General features: G+C 54.6%; 15 protein-coding genes and 1 pseudogene. 2 read left to right on the top strand and 14 right to left on the bottom strand.

Translation table 11 applies throughout. The features are described 5' to 3' along the window. Positions 1 to 7 precede the first annotated feature (7 nt). The 8 genes from D7024_RS05165 to D7024_RS14730 form a co-directional block, all read right to left on the bottom strand. Positions 8 to 700, bottom strand: a complete 693-nt coding sequence (locus D7024_RS05165; protein ID WP_121450828.1) for a pilus assembly protein TadG-related protein — start codon at positions 698 to 700, stop codon at positions 8 to 10. Next, positions 697 to 1,080 carry a TadE/TadG family type IV pilus assembly protein gene (locus D7024_RS05160; protein ID WP_165859278.1) on the bottom strand — a complete coding sequence of 128 codons (384 nt, stop codon included), beginning with the start codon at positions 1,078 to 1,080 and terminating at the stop codon, positions 697 to 699. Before D7024_RS05160 ends, D7024_RS05165 begins: the two co-directional genes overlap by 4 nt. Before the next feature lie 37 nt (positions 1,081 to 1,117). Next, on the bottom strand, positions 1,118 to 1,564 hold the full coding sequence (locus D7024_RS05155) for a TadE/TadG family type IV pilus assembly protein (RefSeq protein WP_121450826.1): 447 nt from the start codon (positions 1,562 to 1,564) through the stop codon (positions 1,118 to 1,120). A gap of 56 nt (positions 1,565 to 1,620) precedes the next feature. Further along, positions 1,621 to 7,050 (bottom strand): PKD domain-containing protein, encoded by a 5,430-nt coding sequence (locus D7024_RS05150; protein WP_243113826.1) that lies wholly within the window; start codon positions 7,048 to 7,050, stop codon positions 1,621 to 1,623. Between the two features lie 168 nt (positions 7,051 to 7,218). After that, positions 7,219 to 8,169: a copper amine oxidase N-terminal domain-containing protein gene (locus tag D7024_RS05145; RefSeq protein ID WP_121450824.1), complete on the bottom strand. Its 951-nt coding sequence runs from the start codon at positions 8,167 to 8,169 to the stop codon at positions 7,219 to 7,221. 91 nt (positions 8,170 to 8,260) lie between these two features. Continuing rightward, complete coding sequence (locus tag D7024_RS05140) at positions 8,261 to 8,722, bottom strand: type II toxin-antitoxin system VapC family toxin (protein ID WP_121450823.1); 462 nt, start codon at positions 8,720 to 8,722, stop codon at positions 8,261 to 8,263. Next, on the bottom strand, positions 8,719 to 9,021 hold the full coding sequence (locus D7024_RS05135; protein WP_121450822.1) for a type II toxin-antitoxin system Phd/YefM family antitoxin: 303 nt from the start codon (positions 9,019 to 9,021) through the stop codon (positions 8,719 to 8,721). Before D7024_RS05135 ends, D7024_RS05140 begins: the two co-directional genes overlap by 4 nt. Positions 9,022 to 9,132: 111 nt before the next feature. Beyond that, a complete protein-coding gene (locus tag D7024_RS14730) occupies positions 9,133 to 9,276 on the bottom strand; it encodes a hypothetical protein (protein ID WP_165859276.1) in 144 nt (47 codons plus the stop codon). Between the two features lie 472 nt (positions 9,277 to 9,748). On the opposite strand from D7024_RS14730, the gene D7024_RS05125 reads away from it, so the two are divergent. Further along, positions 9,749 to 10,225 carry a site-2 protease family protein gene (locus D7024_RS05125; RefSeq protein ID WP_121450820.1) on the top strand — a complete coding sequence of 159 codons (477 nt, stop codon included), beginning with the start codon at positions 9,749 to 9,751 and terminating at the stop codon, positions 10,223 to 10,225. Between the two features lie 99 nt (positions 10,226 to 10,324). Continuing rightward, a pseudogene (locus D7024_RS15640) lies at positions 10,325 to 11,904 on the top strand (IS1634 family transposase). Between the two features lie 76 nt (positions 11,905 to 11,980). Here the strand turns inward: D7024_RS15640 and D7024_RS05115 are convergent. The 6 genes from D7024_RS05115 to D7024_RS05090 form a co-directional block, all read right to left on the bottom strand. Beyond that, a complete protein-coding gene (locus D7024_RS05115; protein WP_125185623.1) occupies positions 11,981 to 12,535 on the bottom strand; it encodes a hypothetical protein in 555 nt (184 codons plus the stop codon). 115 nt (positions 12,536 to 12,650) lie between these two features. Further along, a complete protein-coding gene (locus tag D7024_RS05110) occupies positions 12,651 to 14,909 on the bottom strand; it encodes a PQQ-binding-like beta-propeller repeat protein (RefSeq protein ID WP_121450818.1) in 2,259 nt (752 codons plus the stop codon). Between the two features lie 113 nt (positions 14,910 to 15,022). After that, positions 15,023 to 15,541: a copper amine oxidase N-terminal domain-containing protein gene (locus D7024_RS05105; protein WP_165859275.1), complete on the bottom strand. Its 519-nt coding sequence runs from the start codon at positions 15,539 to 15,541 to the stop codon at positions 15,023 to 15,025. Between the two features lie 404 nt (positions 15,542 to 15,945). Next, positions 15,946 to 16,392: a PIN domain-containing protein gene (locus tag D7024_RS05100; protein ID WP_121450816.1), complete on the bottom strand. Its 447-nt coding sequence runs from the start codon at positions 16,390 to 16,392 to the stop codon at positions 15,946 to 15,948. Beyond that, positions 16,373 to 16,663, bottom strand: coding sequence for an AbrB/MazE/SpoVT family DNA-binding domain-containing protein (locus D7024_RS05095; protein WP_121450815.1), 291 nt, complete (start codon positions 16,661 to 16,663; stop codon positions 16,373 to 16,375). Before D7024_RS05095 ends, D7024_RS05100 begins: the two co-directional genes overlap by 20 nt. Before the next feature lie 443 nt (positions 16,664 to 17,106). Beyond that, positions 17,107 to 17,565, bottom strand: coding sequence for a prepilin peptidase (locus D7024_RS05090; RefSeq protein WP_121450814.1), 459 nt, complete (start codon positions 17,563 to 17,565; stop codon positions 17,107 to 17,109). Positions 17,566 to 17,673: the final 108 nt, after the last annotated feature.

The following is a 17,673-nucleotide window of genomic DNA, read 5'->3' as shown; positions in this document are numbered from 1 at the left end:
TCGGTGATTAATTGCATGCATCTTCAGCCGCCCGGTGCCACCTTCCGTTGAGGTCGTAGTAAAACGTCCCCCCCTGGCCGCACCGGTTTGCGGACAGGTAATCGAAGTTGCCCGGCGCAAACCTGTCCAGGAAGTTCAGCGCCAGGGTCTTCACCCGGCCGAAAGTCCTGACGACCACGGACGGGTAGTACGGGCTGTGCCTGTCGTCGTAGACGGTTATCCCGGTTATCCTCGCGTCACCCCCTTGTGCGGCGTCCATCTCCGCCGGGCGGTTGAGCTCGAACATGGTCTCGGCGGCGGTAAAGGCTTTGGATCCCCTGAACTCCACCCAGCGGTCCAGTATGGTGTAGGAGCACCCGCCGCAGTCGCAGCAGTATTTCTCCCAGCCGCCGTTGTCGATGAGATCCCTTTCCAGGCCCGAGACCACGGTCGTGCCGCAGGACCTGCAGCAGGGGTCGCATTCTTCATCCCCGCAGCAGGTGGTGTACTCGCCCATGTCTATCTCCAGGGTAACGTAGCGGTCGGCGGTCATGGCCGCGGCCAGGGCGGCCGCGTCGTCCGCCGTCTGGAGTTTCTCCGAGGCCGCCTTGTACCGGGCGAAGTCAAGGGCGATGGCCGCCAGGGTGAAAGCTACGGCCACCACCATGGCCACTACGGGCAGTATGCTCCCCCGTTCGTCACTCAACAGGTTGCGGATCATGAGAAGTCCCACCACCCGAATGTGGCCTCGCTTCTCAAGGTCACCTCGTCAAGACCGCCTTTACCGGCCAGGGCTGGAAAGTTCCGGGAGAAAAGGGGCGCCCGGTAGGTTGCCACGCAGGTCACCAGCCGCCTGTTACCCCCGCTGTCCGGGTAGAATTCCACCGTCAGCCGCTCGGGCTTGAAGCCCCACACCCAGGCCGCTTCCAGGGCTTTCCGGTAACCGGCGTACTCACTCCCGGTGAGAACCGCTTCCCGGGCAGCCTCGCGGCATACCTTGTTTATATTGGCGTAGTCGTTCAGCACGCCCCAGAGAGTCATCACCCCCAGGAACAGAATGATCAGCACCAGGGACGCGACGGCAAATTCTACCAGGATCACCCCTTTTGTATCCCCGTGAAACCGTTTGCGGCCACAGTCAGTTGAATTCGGAGGGATTCCTGAACCTGTACTCAATGACACACCCCTCTTTCCGCTGAATCTTTATGGGGCCGTTCCACTTGTCCCCGCCGAGCAGTTTGGGCAGGCCCGGGTAAAAGTTTTTCATGGACAGGTTCGCCTGCGCCCGGGCCTCATCCCCGTCCCTCCAGACCATCACGTCCGTGCCCTCCGCTGCTATGGAGGCCGTTCTGAGGTGCCGTAAGGCCTGGTCGCGGGACTCCCGGGCATCCCCGGTCACGGCCAGGTGGTGGGCGGCCAGGCGCGCGGCCTGGGCGGCCACCGAGCTGTTGTACAGCCAGAGGCCCAGAACGAGCAGGAAGATGATCAGGGCAATGAATACCGTCGCGACAAGGCCGAACTCAACCACCACCGAACCCTGCCGGTCGCGGCCAGGCGAGAGAATATTTTCTTCCCGTATAAGCATCACCCCCTGAAAAAAAGAGCCCCCTCTCGGAGGAGAGGGGGTTTTGCCAGGCACTGCTACCAGGACAGCGTCCTGATGATCAACCTTCTCTGGATGTGTCCTTTTATCTCTAACAGCATCACGTCTTCCCTGGCCGTACCGTTGCGGTACCCGACCACCTTGACCAGGTAGGTGCCGTCGTCCGGCCAGCGGCCGTGCACCGTGCGCTCAGGTATCGTGTAGGTGTAGGACCAGGTTTTGTCCGCGGGGTTGTAGGTCATCCAGGCTTCGTGGGATGAGCCACCGGGCGGCAGGGCGGCACTGCCGTCGGGATTCTGCGGCAGGGGGATGATCACCTTCATGCTGTCGATTTCCACCGGCTGTCCGTTCGAGATCCTTACCGCCGACGCCCTTATGGTGACATTTCTGCCCCTTTCCCCGGGGTTGGGTTCTATGCTCCCTATAACCCTGAAGCTGTCCAGCACGGTCAGTGTCTGCCGGTACCAGTCGGACCATTTGGGCTCCAGCTGGGGCAGTCTGGGCTGGTCCTGCACCCTCAGCTCGATGTCGTAGACTCCGGCCCCACCCACATTTTCAAACACGGTGGGCGGGTTGGTGAAGTATTGCCACGCCCCGCCGTCCTTCCTGATGCGCCACTCGCGGGCTACGATGGGGTCGCCGTCCGGGTCGTACGACGTGTCGGTGTAGGTTACCGGGTCGCAGTCATAGACCGGGTTCGGCTGCACCGTGAACCGGGCCACGGGCGGCGTGTTGTCCGGGATGACCTGCACCGTCTGGTAGAACGGTTCGGACCATAACGAGCCGTCGCTGACTTTCAGCTCGATTGTCCACTCGCCCACGGTACCGAACCTCGTCGGAGGCGTGCTCGTTGGGCTGCTCCAGGCACCTCCGGGCGGCCTGACGCGCCACTGCCGCTGGGTGATTGGATCACCATTGGGGTCGTAGGACATATCGGTGATGGTCACCGTTTTGTTGACCACTGCCGGGTTCGGCTTGACCGTGAACTGGGCCACCGGGGCCATGTTCACGTTCCGCGTGCTGACGAGCTTGATTACGGGGAATGACCACACGCCCTCCATGTCCTTGACCTCGTATTTGATCAGGTAATCGTTGTCTTTAGCCAGCGTTGTGGGCCTGCCGCTGTTCCAGGTCGGGCTGGTGGCGGGCCGCCAGAACCACCTGTGTTCGACAATCCCCTTGTTGGGCAGTGATATGTGGTCCAGGTCGTAGGCGTCGCTGGTAAAGCTGGTTGTGTAGTAGGATACGGTGTTCTGCTTGTACGAAACCACTATATCATCGACATAGGCGCTGTCATCGTAGCTGCTTACACTGCCGTCCTTGGTGTACTCGAATTTTACTGTATGCTCACCCGGGGACAAAGCCTGTTCGTAGTACTGCCAGCTACCATCCCCTGAGCGGTTGACGACTCTGTTACCGTCAATGTAAATTCTGAGGAAATCATAATTGGCCTCCGACTTCACCAGGTGCCAGAACGATATGCGCCCGTCCGTTGCGCCGGATGGTATTGTGACATTGAACTGGGTGCTTGTCGTTTGACTGTGGCCTATGCTATTGCTTTTAAACGAGTAGGAACCGCCATGTCGCTGATTTGTGCTTCTTACCCAGTCGCCGCTGAAGCTGAAGTTGTAACTGGTATCCTCAAAATCCTCCGTTATGGTATACTGCTGCGTTCCACTCCCCACGGGCGTCAAACTGACCCCGAACATGGCCACCGGTCTCCTGTGCACGTACAGGTGCAGGCTCTCCGCCGGCATGTACGACCACAGGCGGTATTCGTCGAAGCGGTCGTCATCCTTGGGGTTGTCCCGCGCCTGGAACGTCGTGACGAACTCGCCTACCTTATCAAACCGGTATACCGGTGCGGGCAGCCACTGCTCGTGGAACGGGGCCAGGCCAAGGCTGTTCTCGAAATAGTTCGGGTCGTGGCTGTACTTCCACCGCTCGGCCATCTTGGGGTCTTCTTCGGGGTCGTTGTAGTAGGTTTTGTAGTAGACTTCTTCGTTCAGCAGAACGTAGTTTTCCACCGGCGGGTAAAGGCTGTTCAGTTTGTTGATGATATAGCTCGTCAACTGCTGCATGGCCGTATTCCGGTTGCTGTTCAGGATGAACGTCCCCTGCCCGTCGTTACGGGCGATTATGTTCATGGCCTGCGCCTGGTTGGCGGTACTGCCCAGCACGGAAAAGTCAACCCGGTCGTTCAGCAGCCGGGAATAAATGTAGGCTGCTTTTACCGGGTCGTTGAATTCCGGGTATGTTGCGGCACTGATGTTGACCAGGAAATGAGCGGCGTCGTCCCGCCAGAGGGACGAGTTTTTCAAAACTTCATCAAGGGTTTTTACGCTGCTGGTTTCTAATTTAAAATTCTCGAAACGAATGTAACTTCTTGCGCCACAACCGTGTGCGCTGTTTGCCGCCGCAACACCATAACCATTGCCCGTTGCTTGAGGGCAATCAACTTTTGCCAGAAGTACTCCGCCATCGTAGATTTCCAGGGTTGGGGCTTTATAAACCATCTTGAAACTTTTCTGTAATGAAGTGTCGCGGGTGCTGATATATGCAACCTGCGTTCCTCCAAACGAAGAAGGGCTTCTGGTTGCTGCAATTTGTCCTGCACCGTTAGTGGTCAGGACGGTGTGATCACTTCCAGAAAAACGGTATACGCCTACTTTATCGTGCCACATCAGGGCGATGTAGCCGCTGAAACCGTTTTTGTCGTTGGCTCCAAATATAAACCCCGGGATGATTGTTGCGCAGGCATTGTACCCTGTCATGTCAATATTGAACGTAAACTCCCTTTGCGCGTTCACCTGACCGTCGTCATAGTACAGGTGGTCAATTGGTGCCTCCGCTCCATACCCCCTGTACCTGTAACTGGTGCCGTCAACAAGGAACTGACCGTCTCCGCTTCCAAAACCGGTTCCGTAAAGATTGTACACAACCCACGGAAAGTTTGTTTGCGTAGTAATAGTACTGGTTTGAACAGAGCTAATATTGTAATCTACTGAATTTGCCTCAAGCTCCGGTTTCAAATACTGGTTGATCAGACCGTCCAGGTACTGTACGATGGCTGCGTCAAACCCGGTCCCTGCGGTGTTGCCTACCGTAAAAATGATATCCGCCTTCTTCTTCCGCAGCACGTCAAACCCTACGGACGGGCGGATATTGATGACTTCGGTCTTTTTCTCATCCAGGGGTTTGGAGGACGTATCGGCCTTTAGATAGTCTTCCGCCGATACAAACTCCGTAAGGGTGTCCTCACCAAATCCCTCCGTCACTTCCAACTCGATCTGGTACTTGCCGACCTGGTCGGTTTGGAAGCTGGGGGACATCTCGTTGCCGTCGCTGAACACCACCCACTGCTCGTCCTCGAAGTTCCCGTCGTTGTTGCTGTCGTAACGGTACTTCCAGGTCCGGTGGGCAATTATATCTCCGTCCGGGGAGTAGGACGTGTCCCTGACCTCGACGGTGGCCTTCTTCCCGATGGCGGGGTCGCGCAGGTAAGCCTGCTGTACCACGAAGTCCGCCACGGGCGGCTCATCCGGCCGGATGTCCAGCGTCCGCTCATACCATTCGGAGGTGTGACCGGCGGTGTTGGTCACCCGCAACCTGACCTTGTAGGTACCGGGTGTCTTGAACAGCACCTCTTTTTTGTCCGGCGATACGTCTTTTACCCTGATGGCCTCGGATGTCGCGCCGTTGCCCGCCGGGAGGATCTCCCACTCGTCCTGTTCTTTGATGATGGGGTACCTGGCCGAAGACTGCCCCGCTTCGGTGAGGACAATCCTGCGGTTCTGCTTGTAGGCGCCGTCATCCGTAAAGAAAGCCTGCGGGATCGCCGGTTCCACGGTCACCGTAACTTCATCGGTGTCCGTGGCCCCCCAGTTGTCCTCGACGGTCAGGGCAATTTTGTACTGCCCTTCCTTATCGAAGTATACCGTGCTTTCCTCCCCTTCCAGTTCCCCGACCACGTTTTCAGCCGGGGTCACGGACCAGGTGAGCTTGACGATCTCCCCGTCCGGGTCGCGGGAGGCGCTGCGGATGGTTACGTCATCGCCCTGAACGATTTTATCCGGGACGACGATCCTGGCCCTGGGCGGCTGGTTGACGACTTCTATTTCTTCCTCCGTGGAGTCACTGTCGCCCCTGTCATCGGTAACGGTCAGTTTGACCGTGTACGTCCCGAGTTTGTGGAACACCAGGGTCCCACCGTCATCGCCCAGGTTTTCTTCCACGTCCGTGGAGGGACTTATACGCCATTTCACTTCCACAATGTACCCGTCGGGGTCGTAGGACCGGTTGGTGACGTTAACGGTCTGTCCCGGGCCGCACTCGGACGGCATGGAGAAGCGCGCTACCGGGGGTTTGTTCTCCGGTTCCGGCGGTTCCGGCGGAGGTGGAGGCGGCAGGGATTCACCGATGGCGATATATTTGGTGCACTCGCCCTTCGCCCCTTTGTTGTCCGTTACGGTCAGCTTCACGGTGTACGTGCCCTTCTGGGTAAACTTCAGTGTGCCGCCCGTGTTGCCGAGCGTGCCGGTATAAGAGGAGGGGCTGACGCTCCATTCCCACCTGGTGATGGTACCGTCGTAGTCCACCGAACGGTCCCGCACGTTTACCGGCTCATTGACTTCCGCGCTGGGTGGCAGCTCGAAATCGGCCACCGGCGGCATGTTCCCCCCCGGCGGAGGCGCAGGCGGCTTTGCCCCGGCCTGGACGCTGATTGTTTCGGTTGTCGTGGTGGTGCGCCCAACCCCGTCCGTCACTTCAAGCTTCAGCGTGTAGGTTTTGGCGGTCGGGAAGGTGTGCGATACCTGCTTGGAAAAGCTCTTGGTTCCCGAACCGCTGTCCACCAGGCCGGAGTCAACGTAGAATTTGTAGGTGATTGACTGGTACTGGTTGCTGGAGTGGACGAATGACGTGCCGCTGATGGCGATTTTCACCTGCTCCCCGGCTTTGGCGGTGGAGGGGGGACTGATCCGGGCGCTGGGGTACGGGGTGGTCATTACGTACACGACGCCCTGGCTGAAGCCCGTAACCACAGCACCGCACAACTCGGCAAAGCGGCGGATGTAGGTCCGCTTTTGGGAGCCGGAACCCCAGCTGATCGTCGACTCGTAGGAGCCGATCCTGCTGGTGACGAACGACGGGTTGCCGTTCAGCTCCTGCGCGGCGGTGGTGTAGCTGCTGCTGGATACGAAGTTGTAGCCCAAGCCGCCCCCGTTGTCAAAAGAGTTGAAGTATGCTGTTTTACCGGACCCGCTCACGGCCCCGCTGATCTGGACGTCCCAGACACCGATGTAGTTGGACATGGGCACAGTAAAATTAGTAATGTTCACTACTGTTCCCTTCTTACATGGTAGACCGGAGTCGGACCAGCCGTAGGCGGGCGGCCCCGCCGGGTACAGGGTTAACAGGAACGCCACCAGGATTACCAGCGCCGTTACGCGCTGCCTCCCTTTCCTCATATACAAAAGATCACCTCTTTTCCATGCTTGATTTTTTCGCCAGGGATCCCGGATAAATTCAGCCGGCTGTTTTTGTCCCATCCCTCCCTTCTCTTTACCGGCAGCCGCCTCCAAAAAATATATGAACCCTGCCCGATCCGGGCAGGGTTGCCGGTTGTAGCTGCTCTTTTACTTTTGTTTTTGCTTTATGGTGATGCTCTGCGTTTTTGCTTCCCAGACCACATCCATGCCGATCTGTTCCGAGACGAAGCGCAGGGGGATGAGGGTCCTGCCGTTAACCACCTTCGCCGGTACGTCAAGTTTTGCCGCCTGTCCGTTGATCAGGGCTTCGGTGGAGCCGAGGGTCAGCACCACTTCCCTGTCCCCGAGCTGCACCTTGATTTGCTTGCTTTCGGGCAGCCATTTCACATCCGCACCGAACTGCTCCATCACCCCGCGCAGGGGCACCAGGGTCCTCCCGTTGCTGAAAACCGGTGCCGCGTCCAGGCTGGCCCTGTGCCAGGTACCTTCGCGGGCAACGGAATAGTCCTTCTGGTTGAGATAAAGCACCACGGAGATTTCCCCGGGTTCCGGCGGGGGCAGTTCTTCCGGGGAAGGCTTCTCATTCGAAGGCCCGGTTCCGGGCTGTTTCTTTTCACTGCCGCCCAGCAGTATCTGCTTGATCTCGGCTACGGATTTGCCCTGGCTGAAAAGCTTCCAGACCTCCGCTCCCTTGCCGTTGAATCGCTTGTCAAGGACAATCTCCATCAGCTCGGGATGGCGGGCGAAATAACTGCCGGTTTCACCGTAATACGTCAGGTTCTCCTTGATTACTTCCGCATAGGGCGAGTCCTGCCAGGGCACCCCGTCGATCTCAACAACTTCTAGCGACGGGTATCTTTCACCCATTCCTGCCCCAAGATTCCATGCATATTTTTCAATGTCGGGAAATTCCATTATGACTATCTTGCTGCCCATACGGTACTTGACAGGGGTGAGACTATCAACGGGCGGACCGTTCCACCGCATATACTCCACGTCTTCATCCCCCGTCCACCCCACGGTGGCAAACAGCGTGAGTGCCAGAGCAGCTACGGTAAGTATTAACAGGCCCTTTTTCCACATCCGCTTGATTTTCATAGGTAACCTCCTTTATGTATTTGACAGGTTAACGATGATCGACTAACTGGTCAACTGAAGCCGGTAATCATGCTCCTCTCTTTCCTTCCCATTACGGCTGGACGCCCCGGAGCAACCTCACATATTTCTTCCTTCCGCCCAGCGTGTTCACCAGCCTTTCATCGGCGGTCCAGAACTCACAAACACCCCCCTCGGATTGTTGTGCGGCTATCTCTGCCACCGCCAGGTATGCGGCGTCGTAAAGCGTGGGGAGGTTTTCTTTTACGGCGATGTCCCAGGCCGCAGCCGACACCCTCTCATTTTCCAGGTAGGTTATTATCTTCAACCGGCCGAACATGCGCCAGGCTTCTTCCGCTTCCTCCGGGGTTATTTCTTTTCTCCTGGCTTTCTGGCGCAATACACTGCCCACCTCGGCCCAGGCAAAAGCGGGCAATACTATTGTCCGTCCGGATTCAATAATGCGTTCCATCAGGAACGCTGCGGCATCACTCCCTTCTTCCCAGGTGAGGAGCTTGATCAGTACGCTGCTGTCCAGGCATACGTAGCGGCTCAACGTACCCTGCCCTCCCGCAACTCCCGGATAAGGGGTACAGAGTCCTGCTGCTTGCCCCTCCGGGCCATTTTTTCCCTCAGCCTGGTGATTTCCTGCAGGGTGTTTTTCGTTTCGGCCACCCGGAACAAATTTTCTGCCGCCTCAAGTTTTCTCAGCATTTCTTCATAAGCGGAAGCCCCAACAATATAAACGACTGGCTTTGACCTTTGCAGAACCACTGCTGGTTCACCGGATTCAACCACCCGGGTAATTATTTTGCTGGCGTTTTGCCGGATATCTGTTATATTGACTATATGCATTGCTATCATTCCCTTCAACTGCATTGCTGTTAATATTATACCATGCAACATCACCTGCCCGCAAGAATTTCTTTCCATTTCCGGGTGCCCGCATGAAAAACTTCCCGATATTCAAAGCAGCAAAATGCTGTTCCGGGGAACGAGCAGGTTGAACCAGAAGGGTTCCTTCCCTTCCCACAATTCTTCTTTGGCGTTCCACAAAACATAGCCGTAAACCAGTATCAGGACTATGATTCCCGGATGTGCGCCTGGCATAAGAAACCCTTTTAACCACAGTACAGCTACCCAGCTTAAATACACCCCACACAGAGCGGTTAGGAAGATCATAACGACTGTCATACACCCACCCCCCGAGATTTTCGTCCAGAAAAAAGTTAAGCGGGAGGACTACAAACCTTCCCGCTCTAACTTACCCGGGTTGTTCTTAATTGCCCGGATTTTCCCTTCATACACTTCGTCCCCGTAACCAGGGGACATCCAGTTCAACACCTTTTTATGAGCTGCTATTTTTCGCAATAACTCCAGGGACTTTTCTTTATCTCTTTCCGCAATCTCCACAATGTTAAGATTGACAAATTCAATCCTAACAACCTCTGTATTTCACAGTGTCGATTATCCTTAAGTCCCTTTTGTCAAAGAGCAGGTGGATGAGCCAAACGGGAGAACTGATAATAATTAACAGCTTTGTTCCGAAGCGCAGTTTTTCCACAGGGAGTTGATTAATTAAGTGGTGGAAATACTGGCATTTATCGTTTCCATGTTGATGGGCCATTACCTTGCGATCTTTTTGCACGAAATTGGCCATGCTTGTGTGTACTTCTCCCTGGGAATTCCTGTCACCAGGGTTAATGTGGGAAGTGGCCGGATTCTTTTTTCCATCAAAGTAAGAGATGCAGTATTCAGGTTTCGTTTGTTCCCCGATGGTGGAAACTGTACAAGATTCACAGAGCCAGAAATGCCTTCTCCATTCGGTCCACGGCTGTTCCTTCCCTTTATTGGAGGACCAGTGGCAAATGCTGTCTTTTTCGGGATATTCTATTTTTTTGCCGGCCACGCTGCCGGTGTTTGCAAAATAGTTCTGTTGGGTTTTTCTTTCGCCAACCTCAATTCGTTCGTGACTAATATGATCCCGATTTCCGCTTTTACCTCAACTTTGACAGTAAAAGCGGGTTTTAGGCTTCATCAACTCTTGAAAACCCAGTAAAATCAAGGATGTATATTGGGAATATCAAAAAATGTTGTGCCACGTATACCATTTACTGTCTTTGAATATCCAATATTGCCATGTTATAATGATTATGCTATGTTTGTCAGGACTAAAACCTTCGCCAATAAAGATGGCACTAAAAGGACGTACTTGCAAATAGTTGAAGGTGTTCGCGAAAACGGTAAAGTACGCCAGAAAGTTGTTGCTAACCTGGGCCGCATTGAAGATGCCCAGTCGGGTAGCCTCGACCGTTTTATTGAAAGCCTGGCTAAATTCTCCAAAAAGAGGTGGGTCCAAGCTGAAGCCGCCAGGCTTATGGTTTTAGAGGCAAAAGAATGGGGTACTGAGCTGATCTTCCGGCACCTGTGGGAAAAGCTGGGGCTGGCTGCCATTATCAAAAACCTTCTTGATAAAACAGAAATAACCAGTCCTCTTGATGAAGCCATATACGCCATGGTCCTAAACCGTATCAGTGATCCATTGTCCAAGCGGGCGGTCAACGAATGGGTCAACGAGATCTACCGGCCCGCCTTTAAGGAACTGGAGTTACACCATTTTTACCGGGCACTGGACTTTCTCATCTTACATAAGGAAACCATTGAACTGGAGTTATTTGAGCAAACGAAAAATCTATTTAACCTGGAACTGGATCTGGTTTTCTGGGACACCACCTCCACCTACTTCACTGGAAATGGTCCCGAAGGTCTGGCGGAATACGGGTATTCCAAAGACCACCGCTCCGACCGGGTGCAGATTATTGTAGGAGTGCTTATGACCCGGGAAGGAATACCGGTGGCTCACCAGGTTTTTTCCGGTAATACTGCCGACATCGAGACCTCAAGAAGGTCATCCATGATACCCGAACACGGTTTCTGCTCCGGCGGGTAATCTTCGTAGCCGACCGGGGAATGGTTAGCCCAACACTTCTGGATGAGTTGGATAGAGAACATATCGAATATATCGTCGGCGTAAAAATGCGCCGGATGCAGGCGGTTGCGGAAGTGTTGAAAACGGGCGGCCGTTACAAAGAAGTGGCCGAGAACTTGAAAGTAAAAGAAGTCTGGCATGATGCCAATCGTTACATTATCTGCTATAACCCAATGGAGGCTGAACACGACCGAAAAGCCCGGGAAGAGATTGTCAAGAAATTGGAAAAACAGCTTAACGAAAAAGGTCTTAAATCAATGCTGTCAAACAGTGGCTACAGCAGGTTTCTGAAAATATCAGGCGCCAATGTTGCCGTGGATCAGAAGGCTCTGGAAGAAGATGCCCGTTATGACGGTAAGTATGTTCTCAGGACCAACTCCCAACTGGACACTGCAGAGGCAGCCCTGGCATACAAAGAACTCTGGCGGGTGGAAAGGGCCTTTCGGGAATTAAAATCCACCCTTGATTTAAGGCCAATCTACCACTGGAAAGACCGCCGGGTAAGGGCACATGTCATGGTTTGTTTTCTGGCGCTGGTGTTGGAATCGGCTTTTTACCGGTATCTCAAGCTGGCCGGCAGCCAGGTTGAATACTTGTATCTCATGAGGGATTTAAAAAATCTAAAAGCTGTCGAGTTAACCCTGGAAGGCATAAGATACTTGTGCCGAACTGAATTACCAGGAAATGCTTTTCAAGCTTTTAAAGCATTGGGAATAGGAGTTCCAAATCATGTAACAATCATTAATTAGCATATCTACCACAATAAGGTAAAATGTTGTGGCACGCCAACTCGTTATGTCCCGGAAGCCTTGATTTTCCGGGGTTTTATTGGGATTGGGTGTTAAAGTTCAGTTTACAGATATGAGACAAGCTGCCATCGGTCTTTATTGTTTTGCTAAAAAATTGGGCTATTGTGAGTTTGAACGCATGGTTTACAAACCTACATACAGAAAGAAAAACGTTTCGTTTTTGTTTGCCAGTATTGTCCGCGCTATTTTGATTGTCTTTCTTTTCTACCGCTTCTTTCTTGGCGAAATTATAACAACCATAAACAACCCTCCCTTTTAAATGACTGGGCAAGTCCAAAATAAACACAGTTTCTTGAAGTGATATGCCCACAATATGCGTTAAGCCAAACTTGATTACAACAAATACCAGCATGAGCAAAAAAGCTTCATAATTCCCAATATCCCCTCTCAGATAATATGGGTAAAACATTAGACCGCCTATTACGGCGGTTATGGAGGTGAAAAGCGACGATACTCTAAAATCCGCATAGCCGTATTCGTAAACGCTTTGGGTTTCCAGAATTCTTTTTTTGGCAAACCTGAACCAGAGGTTGTATATGGGTCGGAAAATAATCAACTCCTTTGTTGCCACCTCCTTCTTTTCGCAAACCGGTACAAAATACAGGTGGGAATTTAGCAGCACACGAAAACTCTTCTGAAAAACGACAGGGCCGGGTCAACCCCGGCCCCTGAACCAGATCTACAATCTAATCCCCAATCAACTCCGCATGGATCTTGCTGTCCTTCGGCGGCAGTTGCACGACCTCCACCCTCACCGTGGTCTCGGCCACGTTGTCCGGCGGGTAGGCGTCCTCCCAGGAGCCGTCCGCCGGCCACGCTTCCGCACGGAACCTGTACGTCCCCGGGGTGGACGTGGTGAAGGTGTAAATCGTCCTCTCGCTGTCCTTCGGTCCGAGCCGCACCGTCTTCGTTACGGGCCCGCCCGGGCCGCTCACCGTGAACCTCACCGGGATCTCACCGCTGCTGTCGTCCTTCCTGGTCGCCCTGCCGGTTACGATTATCTTCACGTCCCGCCCGGGGAGCGTCTTCCAGACAGTCTTGGCGGGCAGGAGGGTGGCCTTGACGTCGTGCAGGCCCTCAACCTCGATATTGACGGACACCACGTTGTTCTTTTCGGTCAGTTCGGGGTAGTACCGCACCAGCTTCGGGTTCATGATGTCCGGGTAGAACGTGTTCAGGGCGGCGACCAGCTTCTTCGAGCCCGGCTGGGCTGTCCAGTCGAACGTGACCGTCACCGTGTCACCCTGCTTGTTGAGGGAGATGACCTGCTGCTTGTTGCCCTCGTAAACCGGCAGCGGTGCGCCCGCTTCGTCCTTTAAACTCGCTTTATTGATTGTGTCGCCGATTACGTGGAACGCCGCCACGGGTATCAGGTCAAGCGGCCACTCGACACCGGGATCCTGCCTGTACTTGAAGACCACGGTGGCGGTGTATTTCTGCCCCACTTTCGCCTTCTGACCCCTGGGCACGCCGGAGTCGATGGAGACAGCCTCCAGGTCGATGGGGATGGCGTTCCAGGCGAATATGCCCTCGTTCGTGGTGACCACCAGGTGGTCGTGGGCTACGGAGATTTCACCCGAAACACCGGCGGCGTAGGACCCGCCGCCGCTGGACACGGGCAGGTTGACGTACCCGTATTTCTCACCGGTGCCCGCGCCCAGCATGGCCAGTGCCGGGGAGGATTTGCCGGAAATGCCGCGCGTACCTTCGAGGACAATGCTGCCGTGCCCGTTGACCGCCCAGACCGCCGGGGCTGTTTGAGCCCGGGAGTCGAAATTCGCCACCCACATCGTCTTCCCGGTGTTGCGGTCCACGGCGATCACTTTGCCCGGGGAGTTCACGTCACCCGAGCTGGTACCGCCCACTGCCGGGAAGAAGACCGTACCCGGGAGCAGGGCCGGGGAACGGTTGGAGAAGGTGCCGGCGACAGCGGTGTTCACCCACGCGCCTTTCAGTGCCCGCGTGTCGTAGCAGTACACCCGGCTCCGGCAGTCTCCGAAGTACAGCTTCGTACGGTCCCCGCTGACCGAGAAGCTGGCCACCAGGCCGGAGGGGAGGTTTGCTGTCCTGTATGGCTCTTTGCTCTTTAAATACGGTTTTCCATTGTTCTCTCCCAGGATATCGTTGAATTTATAGATTGCAAGCTTGCCGCTGTACAGCCCCTGGTCCACGCCCACGGCGAAGCCGTCGGACCCGTCGGCGAGCTTCACGATGCTCGGCGTGGACGATGTGCGGCCGAGGAGATCGAGGTAGTAAACCGTTTCCTCTCCCGGATTTAGCTTTCCAGTTTCCTTTAGCTTGTCCATGTTAACCCAGAGAGCTATCCGTTGTGTATCACCGGTTGTAGTTATTACTATCAGGCGACCGTTCCAATCGTAAACAACCGGAGCAGAGACAATGTCATGAACTTGTTTCGACCAGTCGCGGAACACTTCCTTCGGGTGGTCGAAGTCCGTCACGTCGAACACCTGGAGCCATGCCCCGCCCACTGTGCTGTCGTGCTCGGTGCCTACGAATACCAGCTTCCTGCCGTTGAGGTCCACCAGCGTCGGGTGGCTCTTGGTCGGGCCGTCGCCCTTCAGGGGCAGGGACCAGACCGGCGGGTTGGGCTGAAATTTCCCGTCGGGTTTGGCCTGTTTGGAAACAAACCCGCATAGTGCTTTTCCTATGGCCGCGATGATCACCGGGCGGTCTTTGCCGAAGTAGTCCCCGTCCAGGATCAGCGGCTGGGAGTAGGAAGTTTCGGGCGGGTTCTGGAAGGCGTACCAGGCGGGCCACATCACCGGGAAGTTCGTATTGTCCCCCACCCTGGTGTGATAATCGTCGAATCCGAAGGTGGTCACGTCCTTCCACAAACCCCACCCGGACGTCGTTGCCGCGAGCGCCGGAAACGCCGAAGTAAACAGGAACACCAGAACCAGAAACGCGACGATAACCCTGCGCACGTGCATTCCCCCTTTGCTCTCCCAAGTTTTTCTCAAAAAAATAAAAACGTCAGGCGAGTGAGCCTGAACGTTTGTCTGGACCGAATATTCCTGAGCCCTTTTTACTTAATTCTCTAATTGATCCACGACCTTTTGATAGGGTCATAACCTCCCTTCCAGAACACGCCGTCGGTGACTATGCCCAGCCTGGGCTCATTGTGGTTATAGCTGACCTTCTGGAAGCCCTGGCCGGGGTCGTAATCCTGAGAATTTATGATTACCGTCCAGGTGTCGTTCTCCCACCTGACGTTGTACCCCAATCCTTCGCTGATGAACCTCACCGGGACGAAGGTGCGCCCGGACTTCACCATCGGGGCCACGTCCATCTGCTTCTCCATACCGTTGACGTAGGCGGCCTTCCTGCCGACGTACATGACTACCTTCAGGCCGTCCTTCTCGGCGGTCACTTTCTGGTCTTTACCGTCCCAGTCCACCCTGCAGCCCAGGGCTTCCGCTATGAACCGGTAGGGTACGAAGGTGCGCCCGTCCTTGATGAACGGTGCAACGTCGGGACGGATCTCATTGCCGTTGACAACAATGGTGATAGGTTTGGCAACGTTACCCGAACCCCCGCCTCCTCCATATACGGGCACTGAACCGTCGATGAAACCGTTATCTACCCCGTGCGTCGCAGCGTCTAAGTTAGATGGTCCGCCACCGCCATCCTGCGCTTCCGCCCACGCGAAGGTAGCAAAGCTCAGGAGCATCAGAGCTGCAATAAACAGCACAGCCGCTTTACGCATAAACATCTCTCCTTTTGGAAAGTTTGTCCATACCTACACCGGGCGCATTCCCGGCACGAAGATCACGAAAAGCGCCAATATGATGATGAACCAGAAAAATCTCAGCAGATGATACCACTCCTTTTATATATATTCGACGCATGAACGAAAACTTTTGTTCCAGGAACCACCACCTTCTGGAATATTATAGCACGGGCAGGGCAAAAACAGCCCCAAAAATAAAAAAAGCCCGGCAGGGCCGGGCAGGTTCCTGGTTAACCATCTCCTTTCAGAAAGGACACCAGCTCTTGTAGAAAATCCCCGGGTGTACCGATAGCAAAGTTTACCTTCCCTTTCAAATCGCTGTTCAGGAAATGCTTGTCCAGGCTTAACAGCCAATCTACCTTACCGGATATGGCCGCCGCCAGTATTGGAGCATCCTTTTCGTTGATCAATGAACTGGCGTATTCCAGATCCTCACTGGTTGCGTCCACTATCTCGAACGGCAGTGTCTTAAACAGGACGTAGTAGCTGTCCATGCAACCTGGCAGCTTCTTTTGAATGTTCCTCAGGACCTCGCCCACTACGTCTTCGGATATACAGGGAACAATTATCCCTAACTCGGCCAGGGCCAGCACTTCATGTGAACCGCCCGTACTTGAGGCAAGGGCAGCTATAATAACGCTGCTATCCAGAAACACTTTAATCTGTCTTATACTCATGGCTACCCTCTCTCAACTCAGCTAAAAGTTTTTCCAGGTCGATACCGTTTCTGGCCATTTCCTTACGGACGGAAGCAGCCAGTTCCTTGACCGTTATCTTTTCCGGGGTAGCCACAATAGCCTTACCGGCCTGAAAAACTTCCAGGATTGTGTTTTCGTTGATTCCCAGGCGTTCTCTCATCTCGGACGGGATGGTAAATTGACCCTTTCCCCAAACACGCACCTTTTTAACAACGGGGTAGCTTCGCTTTGTTGCTATCCTTTCAGACATACGGAATTCCACCTTTCAGAGTTTCTCTTATTATATACTCTATAAGGCAGAAATTACAACCGTTCCTACAAACAAAAAGCCCGGCAAAGCCGGGCAGTCAACTTCCCTTGACATTATGGGGGCTATATGTTAGATTAAAAGCAGGAATACCATAACAAACGGCGTTGGTGCCTCGACCTGCCGAGGTTTTTCGGTTGCCCTCTAAACTGCTGGCACAGTTTAGAGGGTTTTTACCTTATTCCCTGCGGTAGGTGATGAGCACCACGAGGGTGAGCAATTGGATGGTTGCCTGCACGATCTGTATTACGTCTTGTGCGGTAATCATCCCTGCCCCACCCCCTTTCGGAGAAGAATCTCCCCCGGCAGGTGAGGCCCGCAGTTATGGTATTCCTTGTCTTATTTTAGCAAATGCTGTTGTTTTCCGCAATTTTGACAGCTATTTCTCATACCCCCAGCACTTTCAACCCCACCGCCAGCGGACCCATCAACACCGCCAGGGGCACAGCCCCGCCGGGCATTCTCCCCACCAGGACCATCAGGAAGGCCGCCGGCCGGCCCGTACCGCGCCAGGCTTTAAAGCCGCCCCATATGGCGAAGATGGCGGACGCCAGGGCCACCCCGTACAGTACCGGCAGGGGTCCCAGGAAGAGCGCCAGCCCCGGGGCGAGCTTCATATCCCCGCCCCCTATCCAGCCGAATATCCAGCATAAAAACATGGCCACGAACACTACCAGTGCACCGATAAGGTAATCATACCTCCCCAGCCATAAATCCAGGAGCACCCCGCCGAGAGCGGTCGGGTACGTCAACCAGTTGGGGATGGTCATTTCCCACCTGGCGTCCGTATAAGCCGCCGCAAGAGCTACGATGGCAGCGATGATGACAGGAAATTCAATCGACATTCACTAACACCCCCTGCTTCTGAATAGTTCCCAAAAGCTGTATGCGGTCGCAATGGTTAAAGTGATGACCGAGCGAAAAACGGCATAAGCGAGCAGGCCCAGCCCGAA

Source organism: Desulfofundulus salinus (assembly GCF_003627965.1).
In the GTDB taxonomy this organism is placed as follows: domain Bacteria; phylum Bacillota; class Desulfotomaculia; order Desulfotomaculales; family Desulfovirgulaceae; genus Desulfofundulus; species Desulfofundulus salinus.
This window is presented reverse-complemented; position numbering and strand designations above follow the sequence as displayed.